Origin of the sequence: Streptomyces sp. NPDC058663, from assembly GCF_042716745.1 — a bacterium.
In the GTDB taxonomy this organism is placed as follows: Bacteria; Actinomycetota; Actinomycetes; order Streptomycetales; family Streptomycetaceae; genus Streptomyces.
In genome coordinates, this window is sequence record NZ_JBHXRV010000022.1 from 40498 (window position 1) to 58798 (window position 18301).

Below are 18301 nucleotides of genomic sequence, written 5' to 3' on the forward strand. Positions count from 1 at the left end.
CAACCGCACCACGGGCGACCCCCTCACGCTCACAGCAGCCACCACACCCGGAATCCCCGGCACCCCAGCCTCTCCCCCGTCTCGCCGCCCCGCCTCCTCCCCGATGGGGAAGTTCCCGCTACTCCCGGCGAAGTAGCCCGCCTCGCACCCGGGTTGGCCGGCGCAGGCCGAAGAGACTCCGCCCGTACGATGCCCCGCCGCCCCGCCTGCAGCGAGCATCGTCCCCATGACCGGACCCTTTCGCTTCACCTCGCCCGAGTCGCCCGAGTCCGCCACCGGGACGACTGCCGACGTCTACGCACAGGTGCTCGCCGACTTCGGCGTCCCGAATCCGCCCACCTTCGCGGTCCTCTCCCCCTCACCGCAACTCCTCACCGGCTTCTGGGCCTTGGCGCGCGAAGCCCTGATCTGCGGAGAGGTCTCGCGCACCGACAAGGAACTCGTCGCCACCGGAACCTCCCTCGCCAACGGCTGCCATTTCTGCGTCAACGCCCACCTCTTCCTCCTGCACGCCGGCGGCGAATCCCGCCTCGCGACGCGCATCGGCGAGGGCCTGGCTCCCCAAGACCCGTACCAGGCCGGGCTCCTGGGCTGGGGCAGGGACATCGGAACCGAGCAGCCGTTCCCCGCCGCCCACGCGGAGGAGTTCATCGGCACCGCGCTCGCCTTCCACTTCATGAACCGCATCGCCGACACGCTCCTGACCCGCCCGCCGCTCGACGGCGCCGACCGCCGCAGCCGGCTCCTGGCCACTGCACCGGGCCGGCACCTCTCCGCCACCCTCAGGAGCGAACCCGTGCCCGGGGAGAGCCTGGCCCTGCTGCGCACCGAGGGCGAGGCTCCGCCCTGGGCCGTCCCCGGCTCCGCCGTCGCGATCGCCTACGCGGGCCTGCGCGAAGCCGCCGCACTGGGCGCGGGACTCCTGGCGGACGACGACGTGGCATACGTCGCCAAGACCGTCGAAGCCTGGGACGGACTTGCCCAGCCGGCCCCTGACGCATCCTGGCTGCCCGCACGCGCGGACCGCCCCGGTGCGCGCATCGCCCTGCTCGCCGCGCTGGCCCCGCACCACCTCACGGAGGCGGACGTACAGGCATGGCTGGTGCCGCCGTACAGCGAGCACTGTCTGGTGCACCTCGTCGCGTACGGCGCCATGGCCGCCACGGAGCGCCAGGCCGCCCGCCTGATCAGTGCCGGGAGCCCCGCTTGACCATCAGTGCCGCGTACAGCAGCAGCGAGGCCGCCAGTCCCACCGCCCACCCGTAGTCCGCGAGCGGCCTCAGGAGCGGGATGAGTCCGTCCTCGGGGAAGGGCCCCTTCCCCGGGGCGGAGTGGGACCCGCCGACCGCGAGCACGCCGCCCACGACGAAGGCCGCGACCGCTCGCAGATTCCAGCCGCCCGTGTACCAGTAGCGCCCCTCGGGCCGGTACAGGTCGGCGAGTTCCAGCACCGTACGGCGGACGATCCAGTAGTCGGCGATCAGGATCCCGGCAACCGTGCCGAGCAGTCCGCCCACCACCCCCAGCCAGGTGAAGATGTACAGCTCGGGTGTCTCCGTGAGCTTCCACGGCATGATCAGTACGCCGACAACTCCGGTGATCAGGGCGCCCGTCCGGAAGTTGATCAGCTTGGGGGCCAGGTTCGCGAGGTCGTAGGCGGGGGAGACGACGTTCGCCGCGAGGTTCACCGAGATCGTGGCGACGAGCACGGTCACCAGCGCGAAGAGCAGCCCGAAGACGTTGTCGGTCTTCGCGGCGAGCGCCACCGGGTCCCAGACCGGCGCGCCGTAGACCGCCTGGGAGCCGGAGGTGACGAAGACCGAGAGCAGCGCGAAGAGCGTCATGGTGGTCGGCAGGCCCAGCGACTGCCCCCAGACCTGGGCGCGTTGACCGGCAGCGAAGCGGGTGAAGTCCGGGATGTTCAGGCTCAGCGTGGACCAGAAGGCGATCATTCCCATCAGGGAGGGGAAGAAGACGGGCCAGAAGTCCGCACCCCAGCCCAGCTTCGAGGGCTGGTCGAGCAGCGGGCCGACCCCGCCCGCCTTGACGGTGATCCACGCCAGCAGCACCAGGGCCCCGACGATGACGAACGGGGCCGCCCAGTTCTCGAACCGCCGCAGCGTCTCCATCCCCCGGTAGATGATGGCCAGTTCGACCGCCCAGAAGATGACGAAGCACAGCCACAGCGTCCACGGCTGCCCGCCGATCCTCGACGCCTCCGCCCATCCGCCGAAGATCTTTCCCAGCAGGACGAAGATGCCCTGGCCGCCGATCCAGGTCTGGATGCCGAACCACGCGCATGCCACCGCCGCCCGGATCAGCGCCGGCAGGTTCGCCCCGCGCAGCCCGAACGACGCCCTGACCAGCACGGGAAACGGAATCCCGTACTTGGGTCCGGCGTGTCCTGTGAGCAGCATCGGGGCCAGCACGATGAGGTTCGCCAGGGCGATGGTGACGACGGCCTGGACCCAGTCCATCCCGAGTGCGACCAGCCCCGAGGCCAGCAGCCAGGAGGGGATGTTGTGCGCCATGCCGACCCACAGGGCAGCGAAGTTGTACGTGGTCCAGCGGCGGCGGGCCACCGGTACCGGGAGCAGGTCGTCGTTCACGAAGCGCGGGTCGGCCGGGACCGCCCCGGGTGCCAGCTCGACACGGCCGTCGGGTGCGGCATCGAAGAGGGGGCTTCCTGGAGCGGTCGCGGTCATGCGGCTGAACCCTTCGTCGGGGTAAGGGAGTTCAGAAATTCGAATGCCTCGGGGTGGTCAGGCGGCCAGGCGGGTAGTGGTCGGGCGGCCCTGCGGGAGGGGTGGTCACGCGTCGGCCAGGGCCGGGATGACCGCACTTCCGTACGCGTCGATGGTCGTCTCCCGCGCGTCGTGCATGTTGTAGACGGCGAACTGGTCCACGCCCAGCTTCCGCAGTGCGCGCAGCTTCTCGATGTGTGCCTCGACGGGCCCCAGCAGGCAGAACCTGTCCACGATGTCGTCCGGTACGAAGTCGGCGTCCGGGTTCCCCGACCGCCCGTGGTGCGCGTAGTCGTACCCCTGCCGCGCCTCGATGTACGAGGTGAGTTCCGCGGGTACGAAGCCGGAGTCGGCACCGTACTTGGCGACCAGGTCCGCGACGTGGTTGCCGACCATTCCGCCGAACCACCGGCACTGGTCGCGGGCGTGCGCGAGGTCGTCACCGACGTACGCCGGGGCGGCCACGCAGATCTTGACGTCCGCCGGGTCGCGGCCCGCTTCGGTGGCGGCGTCGCGCACCGCCCTGATCATCCACTCCGTCAGGAACGGGTCCGCGAGCTGGAGGATGAATCCGTCGGCCTTCGCCCCGGCGAGGGCGAGTGCCCGGGGCCCGTACGCCGCCATCCACACCGGCAGTTTCCCGTCCCGCACCCAGGGGATCCGCAGCGGCTGCCCGCCGACCTCGGCCTCCCGGCCCTCGGCGAGGTCCCGGATGACCTCCATGGCCTCACCGAGCCGGGCCAGGGTGTTGGGTTTGCGGCCGGCCACCCGCATGGCGGAGTCACCGCGGCCGATGCCGCAGACGGTGCGGTTGCCGTACATGTCGTTGAGGGTGGCGAAGGTGGAGGCGGTGACCTCCCAGGTGCGGGTGCCCGGGTTGGTGACCATGGGGCCGACAATGAGCCGTTCGGTGTGCTCCAGGATGCGGCTGTAGATGACGAACGGCTCCTGCCACAGCACGGCGGAGTCGAAGGTCCAGCCGTAGCGGAAGCCGTTGCGTTCGGCGCGGCGCATCAGGCCGACGACCTCGGACGCGGGCGGATCGGTTTGCAGTACGAGTCCGAAGTCCATCGGCATGAAGGGGGTGCCTCCTGGTTCAGGTACGCGCCGCGCGGGTGGGTCGGGAGTAGACACACGCACGGTGCGATGCGTTCCGGTCCGCTGGTTCCTTCCACTTCCGGGCCGCGCCGAACCCCGCCGGACGAGACCCGCGGGCGGCCTTGGGACAGCTCCCGGGCGGGCCGGGAAGGGATCAATCGTGGACCCGCCACCGGGCCTTGGCAAGGGCCCGGCAGCAAGCGGTCGACGCGCGTCCACCTGTCGCCGGCGACGGGGCACGGGGCCGGGTCGCTGGCCCCGTCAGGCGGTGCCGGCGGTGACGGTCAGCTCGCCGATGGCGGAGCCCAGGGCCGTCTGCTCGTCGTCCGGCAGCCATCGGCCCGCGTGCACCATGTGCAGGGCGGTGACCAGCCTGGCCCGGTCCTCCTCGGTGCCGAGGTCGGTGAGGTGGGCGGGCAGGATCAGCGCGAGTGCCTTGAGGTCGCCGCGTGCGCACAGGTTCCGGAGGAGATCCGCGAGGATGCCGTCGGCGCCGTAACGCGGCCCTCCCGTCCCGTCGGCGGTGCGCAGCCCCTCGGCGATCGCCATCCGTATCCCGTCGCCGTACGGTCCCTGCGGCAGCGCGTCCGCGTGGGCGGCTGCCGACGCGTAGTGCTCGCGCGCCCGGTCCGGCGAGCCCAGGTCGCCGTACACCTTGGCCATGTTGAGGTGCAGGGACGGGTAGAAGCCGCTGACGCGGGCGTCACCGACCAGGTCCGCGCGGGTCAGGCACTCCTGGTTCCAGTGCAGGGTCGCCTCCGGGGTGGGCTGGTGGCGCGCGAGGTAGTGCGCGGCGATGCAGGCCGTGTAGTCGTCCTCCGCCCGGTCCCAGGCCTGCTGGAAGAGACCGCGGGCGTCGTCGTCCCGCCCTTCGGCCTCGGCCCGCATGCCGTGCGAGCAGAGCTGGACGACGGGGTGGTGGGGGTCCATGGGGGCATCCTTCAGGTCCGGAGGGGCGGGGCGGGTGCGGATGTACCGGCGGGGCGAGCTCATCGCTCGGCGGGCGCGTCCTGCCGGACCGGCATCACCAGAGTGGTGAAGCTGCCCTGGTCGGCGGAGCGCACGACCACGGGCCGGTGGGGTGCGGAGATCTCCAGCAGCACGTCCGGCCCCACTCCGGCGTCGAGCGCCGGGAGGAGTACGGCCGGGTCGAAGGCGAGGGTGACGGGCGGCCCGGTGCAGATGGCTGTCGGCAGAGCCACCGACAACGCACCGCCGTCGACCCAGAGTTGTCGCTGGTCGGTGCGCAGTGAGACGGGGCCGCCGGTAGTGGCCGCGCTGCCTGCGGCCGCTGGGGCACTCTCCCCGGGCCCCTCCCCGGCCGCCTCCACCAGTGCGGCCACGAGTGCCGTACGGTCCGCGATGACCCGGTGCCGGGCGGCGGGCAGGTTGTCCAGCATCAGGCGGTAGTCGGGGAAAGGTCCTGCGGCGCTGCGCAGCTGCCGCGTGCTTCCGTCCCCGTGCAGCAGGACCTCCTTCTCACCGATTTCGACGGAGAGTTCGGGCTGCCGGACCGCCCAGGAGGCGAGAGCGCTCAGTCCGCGGACGTTCAGCAGCGCGTGGCACGCGACACCCCGGAAGTCCGCGGGCCGCAGAGCGCGGACCGCGAGCCGGTAGCGGTCGGTGGCCACCAGGCGCACTTCGTGGTGTTCGCATTCGAGGAGTACGTGGCCCAGTACGGGGAACTCCTCGCGTGCGGCAGCGCCCGCGGCAGCTGGTGCGACCTGGCGCACCGCGCTGGCCAGTTCCGCCCCGCCGAGCCTTACCACCGCCCGCGGCGTTCCGTTTTCTCCCGGCAGCCCGCCGAGGATGTCCTCGATCACCGACCGCGCGGAGTCCGCGGCCTCCCGCGCCTTCCTGGCGTGCGCCTCCAGCACGGCCCGCGCCTCCTCGCGAGGGCCGTCGAGTACGGCCGACGCCTCGGTGAGCGGCAGCCCGGCCTCCCGCAGCCGCCGGACCGTGACCGCCCGGGTTTCCTGGCCGGGGGCGTAGTACCGGTAGCCCGTCACCTCGTCCACGCGGGCGGGACGCAGCACGTCGCAGTCGTCGTAGAACCGCAGCGCACTGGGTGCGAGCCCCACTCTGCGGGCGAAGGCGCCGATGCCCATCAGGGCGTCGGGGTCGTTTCTGTCGTCCATGCGGCCGATTGTCGGCTTTCAAGCGGCTTGAAGGTCAAACAGCCGACCGCACGAACCTCCCGTCACGAGGCAGTCGTCACAAGGCGGTGGCTTTCGCTTGCGCCGGTGTCAGGACGACGTCCAGCGAGACCAGGTAGTCCTTCATCCGGTCCAGGGACGTCAGGGGTTTCTCCGCGTCGAAGCGGATGTCGGAGAAGGAGGTGACGATCCGCTCCAGCACGATGCGTCCCAGCACCCGTACCAGGGGCAGCCCGAGACAGATGTACATGCCCTGCCCGAAGGTCAGGTGGGGGTTCGGGGAGCGCCTGATGTCGAACCGTTCGGCCTGCGGGAAGTGGCTCTCGTCGAAGTTGGCCGACGAGTCCCAGACCACGACGTGCTGACCGGCCTCGATCTCGTGACCGCCCAGCACGGTGTCGTGCCGGGCCGCACGCCACAGGTTGAACCACGAGAAGTCGTAGCGCAGGATCTCCTCGATGGCTCCGGGAATGAGCGAGGGGTCCTTCCGCAGGGTCTGGAAGAACTCCGGGTCCCGGCAGAAGCGCGCGAAGGCGTAGCCCAGCATGAGGGACAGCGGGGCGTTGCCTGCCGTCGCCAGGTCCAGGCACATGTGGATGATCTTTTCCTCGGCCAGCCGGTCGTCCTTGCCCCGCTCGGCGAGCAGTGCGCTCATCAGGTCGTCGCCCGGGGTGTGCTTGCGCGCTTCGAGCTGTTCCCTGAACATCTGCACCACGTCGGCGTGGTCGGGAGAGCGCACCCCGATCAGCTGGCCGAACATCTGGTCCGACCATTCCCGGAAGCGGCCCACGCCCGGTATCCGCAGGCCGAACATGTCCGCGACGACGCGTTCCATGAGCGGATAGCAGAACTCGCCGAGCATTTCCATGCCGCCGGTACGCAGGGCGGGCTCCAGCAGCGAGTCGACCATCGCCGTGAATTCCGGCGCTTGGCGCTCGATGTTTCCCGGTACGAAGGAACGGCCCACGAAGCCGCGCAGGAAACGGTGCTCCGGTATGTCGGCCCTGCCGAAGGAGAACGGCAGTCCCATATGGGTTTTGCTGGTCACGGAGAAGATGTCCGGATTCTTGAGGACGTGTTGCACGTCCTCGTACCGGAACACCTCCCAGAGGTTGTATTCGGGCCGGAAGCGCAACGGCTCGTTCTTCTGCATGTGCTGGAACCAGGAGATGCGTGACTCGATCGAATCACCCAGCTCGGGAAAGAGGAGATCCCTGGTCGGCTTGCCCGGGTTGACCGGATCGGCCGGTGTCCTTGGATTTCCCGGATTGCTCGGAATGCTCGGATTGCTGGTCATGCCCCACCCCTTCTGACGTGCCGCACACCCTGTCGCCGGATTTTTCTACAGGAGTTCGACCGTGAGCCAGATGAGCTCCTTGGTGCGGAAAGTGCTTTCCCATACCGCCTTGCCCACCTCGGGAAGCCGGTCGGTGTGGCTTTCGATCACCTTGCCCAGCACGGCGTTGCTGAGCGTTTCGGAGGTCGGCCCGTACTGGACGACGAGCTTGTTGCCCGTCGCCTGGCTGAACCTCAGCCTGCCGATGGGCGCGTCGCAGATGCGTTCGCGCACCGGCGTCGGCGCCAGGCTCACCAGCGGCGCCCAGGCGTACATCGACTCGCCGCTGACGACCGCGTGGTCCTGCAACACCGTGAACGGCAGGGACTTGAGGAAGTCCGCGCAGAGTTCCTCGTTGAGGTCACAGGCGATCTCGGCGCGGACCTCCACCCCCAGCGGCTGCCAGGTGAGCTTGACGGGGACGCGCAGCAGCGGGTCGTCCTCGGTGTCCACCGGGGCGGGCCTGTACTCCGGCCGTTTCGCGACGTCGTCCGTGTCGTAGCGGTAGTGCTCGCCCACGTGCCACGGGAAGTAGTGGTGCGACCAGGCCGTCAGGCGGTTCACGTACTCGGTGAAAGTGGAGAGCCTGTCCAGCAGTGCGCGCCGGTCCTCGACCGGCTGTCCGATCTTCTCCGCGTACTCGGCCAGTTTCGGGAATCCGTTGTAGCCGAGAAAGCTGCTGTATATGGGGTCGAGCGTGCGCCACACCGTCAGTACGTTCTCGACCGGAACGCTCTCGTCCGCCGCCAGTTTCACCAACTGGTAGAGGTTCATCGAATAGTCGCGGACCACACTGTTCGAGAAGTCCCAGGCGGTGAAGTACTGGTCGTACGAACCGGGTAGGTCGGGGAGGGTTCCCGTGCGCATCTTCCGTATTTCCGAGGGCTCCTCGGACATGGAGCCGGCGATGAGTTCCCTGAGTTCGGGGTAGGCGGACATGTCATTCCTCACTTGGGGTCGGACGTCGTGCGGGGTGTCGCCCGCAGACGGTCGGGGGAGCACCGGGCCCACAGGGGGTGCGTCTCCCCCGTGGTGATCTGCGTCGCCAGCGTTCGCCCGATGAAAGGAGCGAGGGTGATACCGCTGTTGGCGAACGCCTCGTAGTAGCCGGGGACGCTGGACAGTGCGCCGACGCTGGGAAGTCCGTCGGCCGGGAACACGGCGGTGGCGATGCGCGCCCGCGCGACGGTGGACGACTCCAGTGCCGGGACCGTGCGGTACGCGCGCTCCAGGAGCTCCTTGACGACCTCGTCGCCGGGGTCGGGCCCCAGCCCGGCGGCGAGCCGGGCGTCGACCTGATCGGAGCGGACCCGCACCCGCCCCGGACCTGCCGGCCTGGCGTGCGCCTCGGCGCCGCGCAGAACGTGGGCCACCGGATCGGAGCCGGTCAGGAGGTCGACCACGAGGCTGCTGCGGGTGGCGACCGCGCCGGGTGCGAAGGCGGAGGTTACGGGGGCTCCGGGCATCTTGGCCACGGTGGGGGCCTCGGGTCCTGCGGCGTTGACGACGTGGTCAACGCCGATGCGCTCGCCGTTCTCCAGCCGCATCGCCACCACGCGTCCGCCCGCGACCTCGATGTCGTCGACCGTGCTGTGCGACAAGGACAGCAGTCCCGTCCGCTGCGATGCCTCGATCAGCGCGGAGGCCAGTACGGGTCCGTCGATCCAGCCCTCGTCCGGGAAGAGCACGGCCGGGGTGCGGGCGTCCGGGAAGGCGATGCCCGGCTCCCACTCCCGGTTCACCCGGGCCGCGTCGGTGCGGCTCACCCGGTACCCCCAGGCGCTGAGCCGGTCGACGATCTCCGCGAACGACCGGTCGTCGCCGGCCACGCCCCCACCGGAGCCCTGGGCGTCGCTCCAGGCCAGACTGCCGGTGGGGTGCCACCAGGGAGCGACGTCGAACTGCCGGGCAAAGTGCGCGTGTTCGATGATGCCGGTGTGGCTCAGCTCGAACCTCGCGTACGTGGGCTGCTGGTAGGCGCTCAGCCGGGCGAAGCTGACCTCGGACGTCAGCCCTCCCGGCCGTGCCCGCTCCACGCAGTGCACCCGCACTCCGCGTTGCACAAGGCAGAAGGCCACACAGGCTCCGATGACACCGGCCCCCACCACGCCTACAGTTTTCACAATCCCCTCCAGGTTTCGGGCGTGCACGAATCGGACGCGTTGTTCGGGTGTGGTCGCTACGGCGAGTGCGAAGAGGTCGAATCGAAGGGGGCTTGAAAGAGTCGAAGAGCCGGGATGCCGGGGAATCGGAAAGCCGGAGACCCTGGCTGCTTTCCCGTCCCCGCCCGGGGTGGCCGGGAGGCGGGCAACCCGGGTTCCTCGCCAGCCGCAGGCCATCACAGTCTTCGGCCGCGGCGCAACGAATCACCCCAGTGGTCCGGTCGGTACGAGGCCAACTGGTCCGGCCGTCCAACGCCGGTGTCGCGTACGCGAGGTGACGTATCGGTGCAGGTGGAAGGGGTCGCCCGGCCCGGCAGTGCGCCGGGCCCCGCGGGTGCGGGGCAGGTGGATCACCGCGCCGGGCGCATCACACCGCGAGTGCTCCCTCCGCCCGCCGCAGCGCCGTGCCCAGCACGCCGAGCGCCTCGGGGAGCAACCCGCTGCGTACCGCGCCGTAGCCGAGCACGATCGCGGGTGCAGTGGGGCGCCGGCCGAGCTGGAACTGACGGCCGGGGTGCACGAGCACCGACCCGGCGCGGGCAAGGCCGGCCAGCCGTACGTCATCGACCCCGCACGGCAGTTGGACGTAGGCGTGCGTACCCGAGGGGCCGCCGGTGGTCCGGGCGCCCGGCAGATGCTCCTCGACGGCGTCCGCCAGCGCCGCGCGCCGTGTCCTGAAGACGCCCCTGATCCGGCGGACGTGCTGGTCCAGCAGTCCGGAGGCGAGGAACCGGGCGAACGTCAGCTGGGTGAGCGGGTCGGGCGCACCGAGCTGGGTCCGGCCGAGCCGGGCGGTCACCGCGGCGGGCGCCACCGCCCAGCCGAGCCGTACGCACGGACCGAGCAGGGCCCCGGTGGATCCGGTGTAGATCACCCGTTCCGGCCGGTGCCGTTGCAGGGCGAGCGGGCCGCTGCCGGCACCGAACCACAGGTGCCCTTCACGGTCGTACTCGATGATCCAGCCGTTCGCGGCGTCGGCCCAGCGCAGCAGCGCCTCCCGGCGGCCGGGGGACAGTACGGCTCCGGTGGGCACCTGGGACACCGGTGTGACCAGTACGGCACGCGCTCCCGAGCGGGCGAGCGCCTCGACGTCGATGCCCTCCTGGTCCACCGGCACCCCCGTCACCCGCAGTCCGGCGTGCTTGGCGAGCCCGACCTGCCAGGGCAGGCCGGGGTTCTCGACGGCGATGTGCTGGATGCCGAGTCCACCGAGGACGACGTGGCACAGCACGCCGACGGTGTGGTCGAAGTCCGCGGTGACGGCGACCTCGGCGGCGGTGGCCAGGACGCCCCGGGAACGGCCGAGGTACACGGCGAGTTCCTCCCGGAGCCGGGGAACCCCCAGCGGGTGCCGGCGCGGTCCGGCCCCGCCGATCGACCGGCCCACTGCCTCGTAGGCCCGCAGCCACTCGCGGGCGGGGAAGAAGGCCGATCCCATCGCGTCGACCCGCAGGTCGTAGCGTGCTTCCGGGCCGCCGTCCGGCCGGGGTGCGATACGCCGCAGCCGCGGCAGATGGGTCGCCACCGTGGTGCCCGACCCCTGGGTGGCACGCAGACAGCCTTCGGCGATCAGCTGGGCGTACGCCTGGACGACGACACTGCGCGAGACCCCGAGGTCTCCGGCCAGGTCACGGCTCGACGGCAGCCGGACACCCGGGTGCAGCGTGCCGTCCTGGATACGTTCTCTGATGGCCGACTGGATCTGCACGGCCATGGAGCACCGCGCATTCCTGTCTATGGCTATGGGTAACAACTCTTCCCCCGTGTGTACCGCTCTGCGCCGGCCGCGCGCGGCGCCCTCCCCCGGCCGGCCACCACTTTTCCCACCGTACGGAAATGGATCTCTCGCGGGACGAAGACGGCTGGTCCCGCAGGCTCCCGGGGCCCCGGCGTCCGGACCCGTGACGGCGCCCATCCGTGGGCCCCGGCGTCCGGACTCGCGACGCCCGGTCCGTCAGCGCCCCGGCGAGGAGGCGCCTTCCGGCGTCGGCGGGACCTTCTCCGACTCTCCGTCGCCCACCGGGCGCACCGTCCCCCGCCCGGCCACCAGGGCGACGGCGGTCTGGCCGGCCGCGGCGACGCACATCAGCAGGAGCGGTACTTTCCAGCCACCGCTGACGGTGTGCAGCAGTCCGAAGACCACCGGTCCGACGGCGGCCAGCAGGTACCCGATCGACTGCGCCATCGCGGACAGCGCGCCCGCCGAAGCGGCGTCCCTGGCACGCATACTCATGAACGCCAGGGCGAGTACCAGGCAGGCTCCGCCGCCGAGGCCGAGCACCACGCTCCACAGCAGGGCCCAGCCAGGGGCGAGGAACAGCCCCAGATATCCGGCGAACAGGATCGCCGAGCAGACCGCCGCCAGCGCACGCTGGTCACCGGCCCACCGCAGCGCGCCGGGCACCGCCAGACTGGTGAGCACCGCGACCGCCTGGAAGAGGAACAGCAGCCATCCCGCCGCGGCCGGGCTGACCCCGTTGTCCTGGAAGACCTGGGGCAGCCACGTCACCACGACGTAGAAGCCGAGCGACTGCAGTCCCATGAACGCCGTCACGGCCCAGGCCAGCCCGGAGCCCCAGGGCAGCCGGTGGCCGCGGAGCGCCTGCGCCGCGGGCCGCGAGCCGCGCATCTGCGGCAGCCACACCAGGACGGCCACCAGCGCGATCAGCACCCAGCAGCCGAGCGCGGTGGACCAGCCACCGGGCGCGGCCTCGCTGATCGGCACCGCCACCCCGGACGCGACCGCGGCGACACCGCCCATGACCGTGGCGTACGCACTGGTCAGCAGGCCCACCTTGGTGGGGAAGTCGCGTTTGATGAGGCTCGGCAGCAGGACGTTGCCGACCGCGATGCCCGCCCCGATCAGTACGGTCCCGGCGAACAGTCCGGCTGCCGAGGGGACCCACCGGATCGCGATCCCCAGGGTCAGCACCACCAGCGCCCCGCCGAGGAGCCGTTCGGCCCCCCATCGTGCGGACAGCCGCGGCACCATCGGGGACAGGGCCGCGAACGCCAGCAGCGGCAGGGTGTTGAGCAGGCCCGCCATGGCCGGGGCCAGTCCCAGATCGGCCTGTACGCGGTCCAGCAACGGTCCGACACCGGTCAGGCTCGCCCGCAGGTTGGCCGCGACCACGAGCAGCGCGAACACGAGCAGGGCCTGTCCGGAGCGCTTCGTCGACGTGTTCTCCATGGCGGCCATCATCGAGCCGTGCGACGGTGACAACGAGGCCGTGCCGAGGCTAGCCCCGCCAGGGCCACCCTCGGCCCGGCCGGCCGCCCCCGCTCCCCCCGCTCCCCTCGTACCAGCCATGCTCCGACGAGCCCCTGCGCGCCCGGCCACAGGGGCTGTACCTTGGCCGCATGGGGACGCCGTTGGGGGATTTCATCCGGGCCAAGCGCGACAGCGTCCAGCCGGAATCCCTGGGGCTGCCGGTGCGTGAGCGCCGCCGGTCTCCCGGTCTGCGCCGTCTGGACCTCGCGACGTGTGCCGGTATCAGTGTCGAATATCTGACCCGCATCGAACAGGGCCGCGACCGGAATCCTTCGCCGATGGTGGTCAAGGCACTCGCCGACGCGCTGTGCCTGGAGCCGTCGGAGCGCAATCACCTGCGCTATCTGGCGAAGATCACCGGTGGTGAGTGCTCGGTGCACATCCGGCCGGTGCCGCCGCCCCGTCAGGTACGGCCCTCCGTGCTGCGGACCCTCGCCCTGCTGGAACCCGGTGTCGCCATGGTGACCAACAGGCTGGGCGACGTCCTCGCCCACACCAGCGGCTACCGGTCGGTGACCACCGGGACGGGGCTGCTCGACGCCGCCCACCCGAACCTCAACCGCTTTCTGTTCACCGACCCCCGCGCCCGGTCGTTCTTCGTCGACTGGGACGACGTCGCGGACGAGCAGGCCTTCGACCTCTGGCACGCCCCGTCGCTGGAGAACCTCGAATGGCTGACCGCCGAGCTCTCCCCGGTCGCCGGAGCGGACTTCACCGGCCGCCTCCACCGCCCCGTGGTCCCGCGCCGGGGCGTTCTCCGCCTCAGCCACCCGTCCGGGCACCAGCTCCGCCTGGTCCGCGAGACGCTCGAACTACCCACGGACACCCAGCAACTCGTGGTCTTCCTCCCTGCCGACGACCGGACGAGCCAGGCCATCGACCAGCTCCAGCACCAGGCCCACGGCCGCCTCCGTTCCATCTCGTAGCGGCCGTTCCGCGGTATCTCTTCCTGGGCCCGGTGCATGCGGCCGGCGGCGGCGAGCGGCCGTGCGTTCAGCCCGCGGCGGGCAGCGGCAGGGTGAGTGCGCAGTCCCGGAGCAGGCGGTGCAGGGCGTACCGGGCCGGGGCCACCTCCTGGGCGAGGTTGTCCTCCACCAGGGTTTCGAAGCAGCGCTCCACCTCCTCGTCCGGCAGCCCCGTGAGGGCTGCGGCCTGCGCCACGTCGCAGGTGGGGGCCAGGTGCAGGCCGAGTTGGCGGCCGAGCCGCCGCTGGGCCGCGGGCAGACGCTCGTACGACACCCGCAGGACGGCCATCAGGTCACGGTCGGCGGTCCGCAGGAAGCGGATGCGCGCGCCGGCGCCGGAGAGCCTGCCGATCAGGTCGGCAAGCGTCCAGGCGGGGCGGTCGCGCAGCCGGGTCGCGGCGATCCGTACCGCGAGCGGCAGCCGTCCGCAGAGTTCGACTGCCTGGGCGGTCCTGGCGGGCTCCGGGGCGGTGCGCCGCTCCCCGGCGATCCTGCGGAACAGCGTCTCGGCGTCGTCCCGCGGCAGTACGTCCAGGTGCAGCGGCAACGCTCCGTCCAGCGCGGTGAGCCTGCGTCGGCTGGTGACCAGGACGAGCGTGTCCCCGGCGCCCGGCAACATCGGTGCGACGTGGTCGCTGTCCGCCGCGTCGTCCATTACGACCAGGCAGCGCATCCCCGCCAGCCGCGCCCGCCACAGGGCGCTGCGTTCTGCCAGAGCGTCGGGGATCCGGGCGGGTTCGAGCCCGGAGGCGCGCAGCAGCATGCCGAGCGCCTCGCGGGCGGGAAGCGGCGCCTGGGTGGGGCTGTAGCCGTGCAGGTCCACGTAGAACTGACCGTCGGGGTAACGCGTGGCCACCCGGTGCGCGAACCGTACGGCCAGCGTGGTCTTGCCCACTCCGCCCATGCCGTCGATCGCCACCATCACCGGGGGGTCCTCACCGCTCCGTCCGGTGGCGGTCATGCCGTCGAGGCGGGCGAGTTCGCCCGCGCGGCCGGTGAAGTCGGCGATGCTGTGCGGAAGACAGTTGCCGCCGCCCGAGGGGGCGGGGTCGGATGCCGTGTTCTCTCCCGGTCCGCTCGGGGCGTCCGGCTCGGCCGGGCCAGTCGGCTCGGACTCACTCGCGGTCGACTCCCGTACGGCTTCCGGCCCGTCCGGGCCAGTCGGCTCGGACTCACCCGCGGTCGACTCCCGTACGGCATCCGGCCCGTCCGGGCCGCTCGCCGCGTCGCCGTGGAAGGAGTCGTCCGCCAGCACCTCCGCGTGCAGGCGGCGCAGGCGCGGGCCCGGTACGAGCCCGAGTTCCTCGGTGAGGAAGCGGCGGCCCTCCTCGTACACGCGCAGCGCGTCCGCCTGGCGTCCGCTGCGGTGCAGCGCGGTCATCAGGCTGCCGCGCAGGTGCTCGCGCAGCGGGTGTCCGGCCACCAGCTCGGAGAGGTAGCCGACCAGGGTGGCGCTCTCGCCCATGCGCAGACGGAGTTCCATGAGGGTCTCCAGGGCGGCCAGCCGCTGCTCGCCGAGGCGGATCGCGGCAGCGACGACGGACGGGCAGTCGATGCCCGTCCAGGCTTCGCCGCGCCACAGGTCGACGGCGTCCTGGAGCAGCCGTACCGCTTCGCCGGTGCGGCCCTCCCGGTCGGCCGCGCCGGCCGCCCGGACCTGGTCCGTGAAGCGGTGGGCGTCCACTGCGCCGGCGGGGACCTGGAGCCGGTAGCCGACGTCGGCGGTGACCAGGGTGACGTCCCGTGCCCCGGCGAGCGCCTGGCGCAGGTCGCGGACCGCGTTGTGGACCTGCTGGCGGGCGGAGTGCGGCGGGTCCTCCCACAGCTCCTCCACCAGCACCCGCAGGGGGACGACCCGGTTGGCGTGCAGCAGGAGCAGGGCCAGCAGACGTTGTCTGCGCATGCCGCGCAGCAGGACGGGCACCCCGTCCTCGCATGCCTCCAGCGTCCCCAGGACCTGGAATTCCATGGCCTTCTCCCTCTCCCCCGCCGCCGCCGTCCGGACTCCTCCCGGACTCGTCCCGGAGCTCGGGCCGGAATGCGGACCGGGTTCTCAGGACATCGGCGACGCTAGGCGGCCACGGCGCTCCCCCTCCATGGACCTGCCTCGCAGGACACATGCGCGTACCTCCAAAGAGGCACGTCGGAACCACTGGTTCCACACATACGTTCACATCATGTCCCACATAACGCTTTCTCAGGCATCGCTGGCGCAGCCGTCCTTGCCTCGTCCGGCCACTCGCCCGGTGGCGCGACCGGCTGCCCGCGCGGGGGCGTTCCTCCCCGCCCGCCTGAGACACTGCCTGGCGGAAGCCCGCCCGCTGGTGCAGGTGATGTTCGTCCTGCGGTTCACCACCGGCGCACTGCTGGCCGCCTCGGAGGCCCACCGGCTCCCGGACGTGCGGCACCTGCTGCCGGGACTGCTCTGCTGGTGGGCGGCGACCACCTGCGTCTACCTCTTCAACGGGGTGACCGACCTCCCGGAGGACCGGGCCAACGGCTCCGCCAGACCGCTGGCCAGGGGCGTGCTGAGCGAGCGCACGGCCCGCCGGGTGGTGGGCGCGCTGGCCGCGACGGCACTGCTCGCGGCGTGTGCCGCGGGTCTGGTGGTGGCGGAGTCGGCCCTGGTCTTTCTCGCGCTGGGGTTCGCCTACTCCGCGCCCCCGGTGGCCGCCAAGCGCCGCTCCTGGTCGGCCTCGCTGGTCACCAGTGCCGCTGCCGCGACGACGTACCTGGCCGGGGCGTCCGCGGCGGGCGGCGCACTGACCGCGGAGGTCATCGTGTTCGCCACCGTGCTCTCGCTGGGGGTGGGGCTGATCGCCGCCGTGGCGAAGGACCTGGGCAGCGCGGAGGGTGACGCGCTGGGCGGCCGGCGGACCCTGGTGGTGGTGCGCGGGGAGCGAGCGGCGCGGGTGTTCTGCGCGGTCTTCGGCGGGGTGCTGGCACTGGGGCTCGCGGGGGCGGCCGTCTTCGTGCACCGGCTGCCGCTGGACCTCTCGGCCGCGGTGCTGGTGGTGGGAGCGGGGTGGCTCGCGATGCGGTGCCTGCACGTGTCCGACCCGGAGGTCAACGCCCGAGCCCCGTACCGCACTTGGATGGTCACGCAGTACGCGGTGCACCTGATCGCACTGGCGGCGTTGCTGCTGCCGGAGTGAGCCCGGCAGGCCGCCCGCCCCCGCTGCCGGGGCGCACCGGGGCCACCGCCTGCCCCCGCTGCCGGACGCACCGGGCCCGCCGCCTGCCGCCCATTGCCGTCCGACCGCTCCCACCTGCGGAAAGCCGCGAACCGCCGGTTCGTACACCGTTGCTACGATCACCCCACATGTCTGACCAAGGGAGACGGGGACCGTGGGAGAATCCACCGAGCAGCTGACCCGTGCGGGCGAGCAGCCGCCGGGACTGGAACAGCTCGTCGACATCACACTCGGCGTCTACGCCCAGGCGCTCCGCGAGGCCGGCAGCCCGCTGGTGCTGCACCCCAAGCTGTGGTCCTCCTGCGAGCGGCAGGGCCGGGAGATCCTCACCGAGTGTCTGGGCGCGCTGTACGGGGCGGACGAAGACGTGTCCCGGGACGCCGAGTTCGTCTCGATGGCGCTGGGCGTGCGGCGCTCGCACGACGAGGTGTCCCCCGTCGACTCGGTGCACGCGGCACGGGTCCTGTTCGACGCCGCGGTGACGACCATGCAGGAGGCCGCCGGCGCCCTGCCCGCCGAACTCGCCCTGCCCCGACTCATGAGCGCGGTGCGCACCCTGCACCGCGCCATCTCCACCCGGGTGGGCGCCGCCGCCATCGGATACGACTCGGCCACTCTGCGCGGGGTCGGCGAGGCCAGCAACCAGCGCCGCCACCAGCTCGCCCGTGATCTCCACGACCACGTCGGCAGCAGCATCGGCCTCGCCCTGCGCTGCCTCGACCTGTACGCGATGGAGCAGGAGACCGGGGTGCACGGCAGCCGGGACCGGCTCGCGGACGCCCGCCAGGCCCTGCGGGACGTGTTCCGCCTCACCCGGTCGCTGGTCAGCGGTCTGCGCGCCAACGAACTGCACGACAACCTGAAGCAGGAGATCGACTCCTACAGCGCCACCGCCTCCGCCGGGCCGGCCGACGTACGGACCCGGATCGACGGTGATGAGACCTGGTTGCCCGAGCGCTTCCGCCAGGAGGTGTTCCTGGTGGTACGGGAAGCCTTGCGCAATGCCTTCGCGCACGCGGCGGCGGAGCACATCGACATCTCGGTCAGCATCTTCCCCGAGGCGGTGCACGGGGTGGTCGCGGACGACGGAGTGGGCCTGCCGGACGCCCTGGCGTCGGCGGACGGGGCAGAACACCGGGCGTGCTCCGCATCCGGCGGGTCCGGTCTGATCGCCATGCGCCAGCGGGTGACGGGGCTGGGCGGCACCCTGGAGCTGGTCGGCGCCCGGGGGCAGGGCACCGAGGTCCGGTTCCGGATACCGCTCCCGGCGGACGAAGCGCCCACCGGGGCCGCCGGTTCCGTCGTGCCTGCCGGGACCGCCGGGACCACCGGGACCACCGGGACCCCCGGTTCCGCCGCCGAGCGGACGGTCTGA

At 71.8% G+C, this 18301-nt stretch carries 14 protein-coding genes; 4 read left to right on the forward strand and 10 right to left on the reverse strand.

What is annotated here, in order from left to right; genetic code table 11:
- Nucleotides 1-226 precede the first annotated feature (226 nt).
- A complete protein-coding gene (locus ACFWVV_RS17935; protein ID WP_384351694.1) occupies nt 227-1210 on the forward strand; it encodes a carboxymuconolactone decarboxylase family protein in 984 nt (327 codons plus the stop codon).
- Here the strand turns inward: ACFWVV_RS17935 and ACFWVV_RS17940 are convergent.
- The 9 genes from ACFWVV_RS17940 to ACFWVV_RS17980 form a co-directional block, all read right to left on the reverse strand.
- A complete protein-coding gene (locus tag ACFWVV_RS17940) occupies nt 1188-2705 on the reverse strand; it encodes an NCS1 family nucleobase:cation symporter-1 (RefSeq protein WP_384351696.1) in 1518 nt (505 codons plus the stop codon). The two genes, ACFWVV_RS17935 and ACFWVV_RS17940, sit on opposite strands and share 23 nt — an antisense overlap.
- Nucleotides 2706-2810: 105 nt before the next feature.
- Nucleotides 2811-3815, reverse strand: coding sequence for a TIGR03842 family LLM class F420-dependent oxidoreductase (locus tag ACFWVV_RS17945; protein WP_384351909.1), 1005 nt, complete (start codon nt 3813-3815; stop codon nt 2811-2813).
- Between the two features lie 288 nt (nt 3816-4103).
- On the reverse strand, nt 4104-4772 hold the full coding sequence (locus ACFWVV_RS17950) for a hypothetical protein (RefSeq protein WP_384351699.1): 669 nt from the start codon (nt 4770-4772) through the stop codon (nt 4104-4106).
- Nucleotides 4773-4831: 59 nt separating this feature from the next.
- On the reverse strand, nt 4832-5980 hold the full coding sequence (locus ACFWVV_RS17955) for a MerR family transcriptional regulator (RefSeq protein ID WP_384351701.1): 1149 nt from the start codon (nt 5978-5980) through the stop codon (nt 4832-4834).
- 76 nt (nt 5981-6056) lie between these two features.
- Complete coding sequence (locus tag ACFWVV_RS17960; protein ID WP_384351704.1) at nt 6057-7295, reverse strand: cytochrome P450; 1239 nt, start codon at nt 7293-7295, stop codon at nt 6057-6059.
- A 45-nt stretch (nt 7296-7340) separates the two neighbouring features.
- Complete coding sequence (locus ACFWVV_RS17965) at nt 7341-8273, reverse strand: hypothetical protein (RefSeq protein WP_384351706.1); 933 nt, start codon at nt 8271-8273, stop codon at nt 7341-7343.
- Between the two features lie 8 nt (nt 8274-8281).
- On the reverse strand, nt 8282-9457 hold the full coding sequence (locus ACFWVV_RS17970) for an NAD(P)/FAD-dependent oxidoreductase (protein ID WP_384351709.1): 1176 nt from the start codon (nt 9455-9457) through the stop codon (nt 8282-8284).
- A 406-nt stretch (nt 9458-9863) separates the two neighbouring features.
- A complete protein-coding gene (locus tag ACFWVV_RS17975) occupies nt 9864-11210 on the reverse strand; it encodes a PLP-dependent aminotransferase family protein (protein WP_384351712.1) in 1347 nt (448 codons plus the stop codon).
- Nucleotides 11211-11450: 240 nt separating this feature from the next.
- Nucleotides 11451-12686 (reverse strand): CynX/NimT family MFS transporter, encoded by a 1236-nt coding sequence (locus ACFWVV_RS17980; protein ID WP_384351715.1) that lies wholly within the window; start codon nt 12684-12686, stop codon nt 11451-11453.
- Between the two features lie 170 nt (nt 12687-12856).
- Here ACFWVV_RS17980 and ACFWVV_RS17985 point away from each other — a divergent pair, with 170 nt between their 5' ends.
- Entirely contained in the window at nt 12857-13693 is an 837-nt protein-coding gene (locus ACFWVV_RS17985) for a helix-turn-helix domain-containing protein (protein WP_384351718.1), read from the forward strand.
- Between the two features lie 67 nt (nt 13694-13760).
- On the opposite strand, the gene ACFWVV_RS17990 is transcribed toward ACFWVV_RS17985, so the two are convergent.
- Nucleotides 13761-15701: a BTAD domain-containing putative transcriptional regulator gene (locus ACFWVV_RS17990; protein WP_384351721.1), complete on the reverse strand. Its 1941-nt coding sequence runs from the start codon at nt 15699-15701 to the stop codon at nt 13761-13763.
- A 208-nt stretch (nt 15702-15909) separates the two neighbouring features.
- Here ACFWVV_RS17990 and ACFWVV_RS17995 point away from each other — a divergent pair, with 208 nt between their 5' ends.
- Nucleotides 15910-16887 (forward strand): UbiA family prenyltransferase, encoded by a 978-nt coding sequence (locus ACFWVV_RS17995; RefSeq protein WP_384351724.1) that lies wholly within the window; start codon nt 15910-15912, stop codon nt 16885-16887.
- A gap of 193 nt (nt 16888-17080) precedes the next feature.
- Nucleotides 17081-18301, forward strand: a complete 1221-nt coding sequence (locus ACFWVV_RS18000; RefSeq protein WP_384351726.1) for a sensor histidine kinase — start codon at nt 17081-17083, stop codon at nt 18299-18301.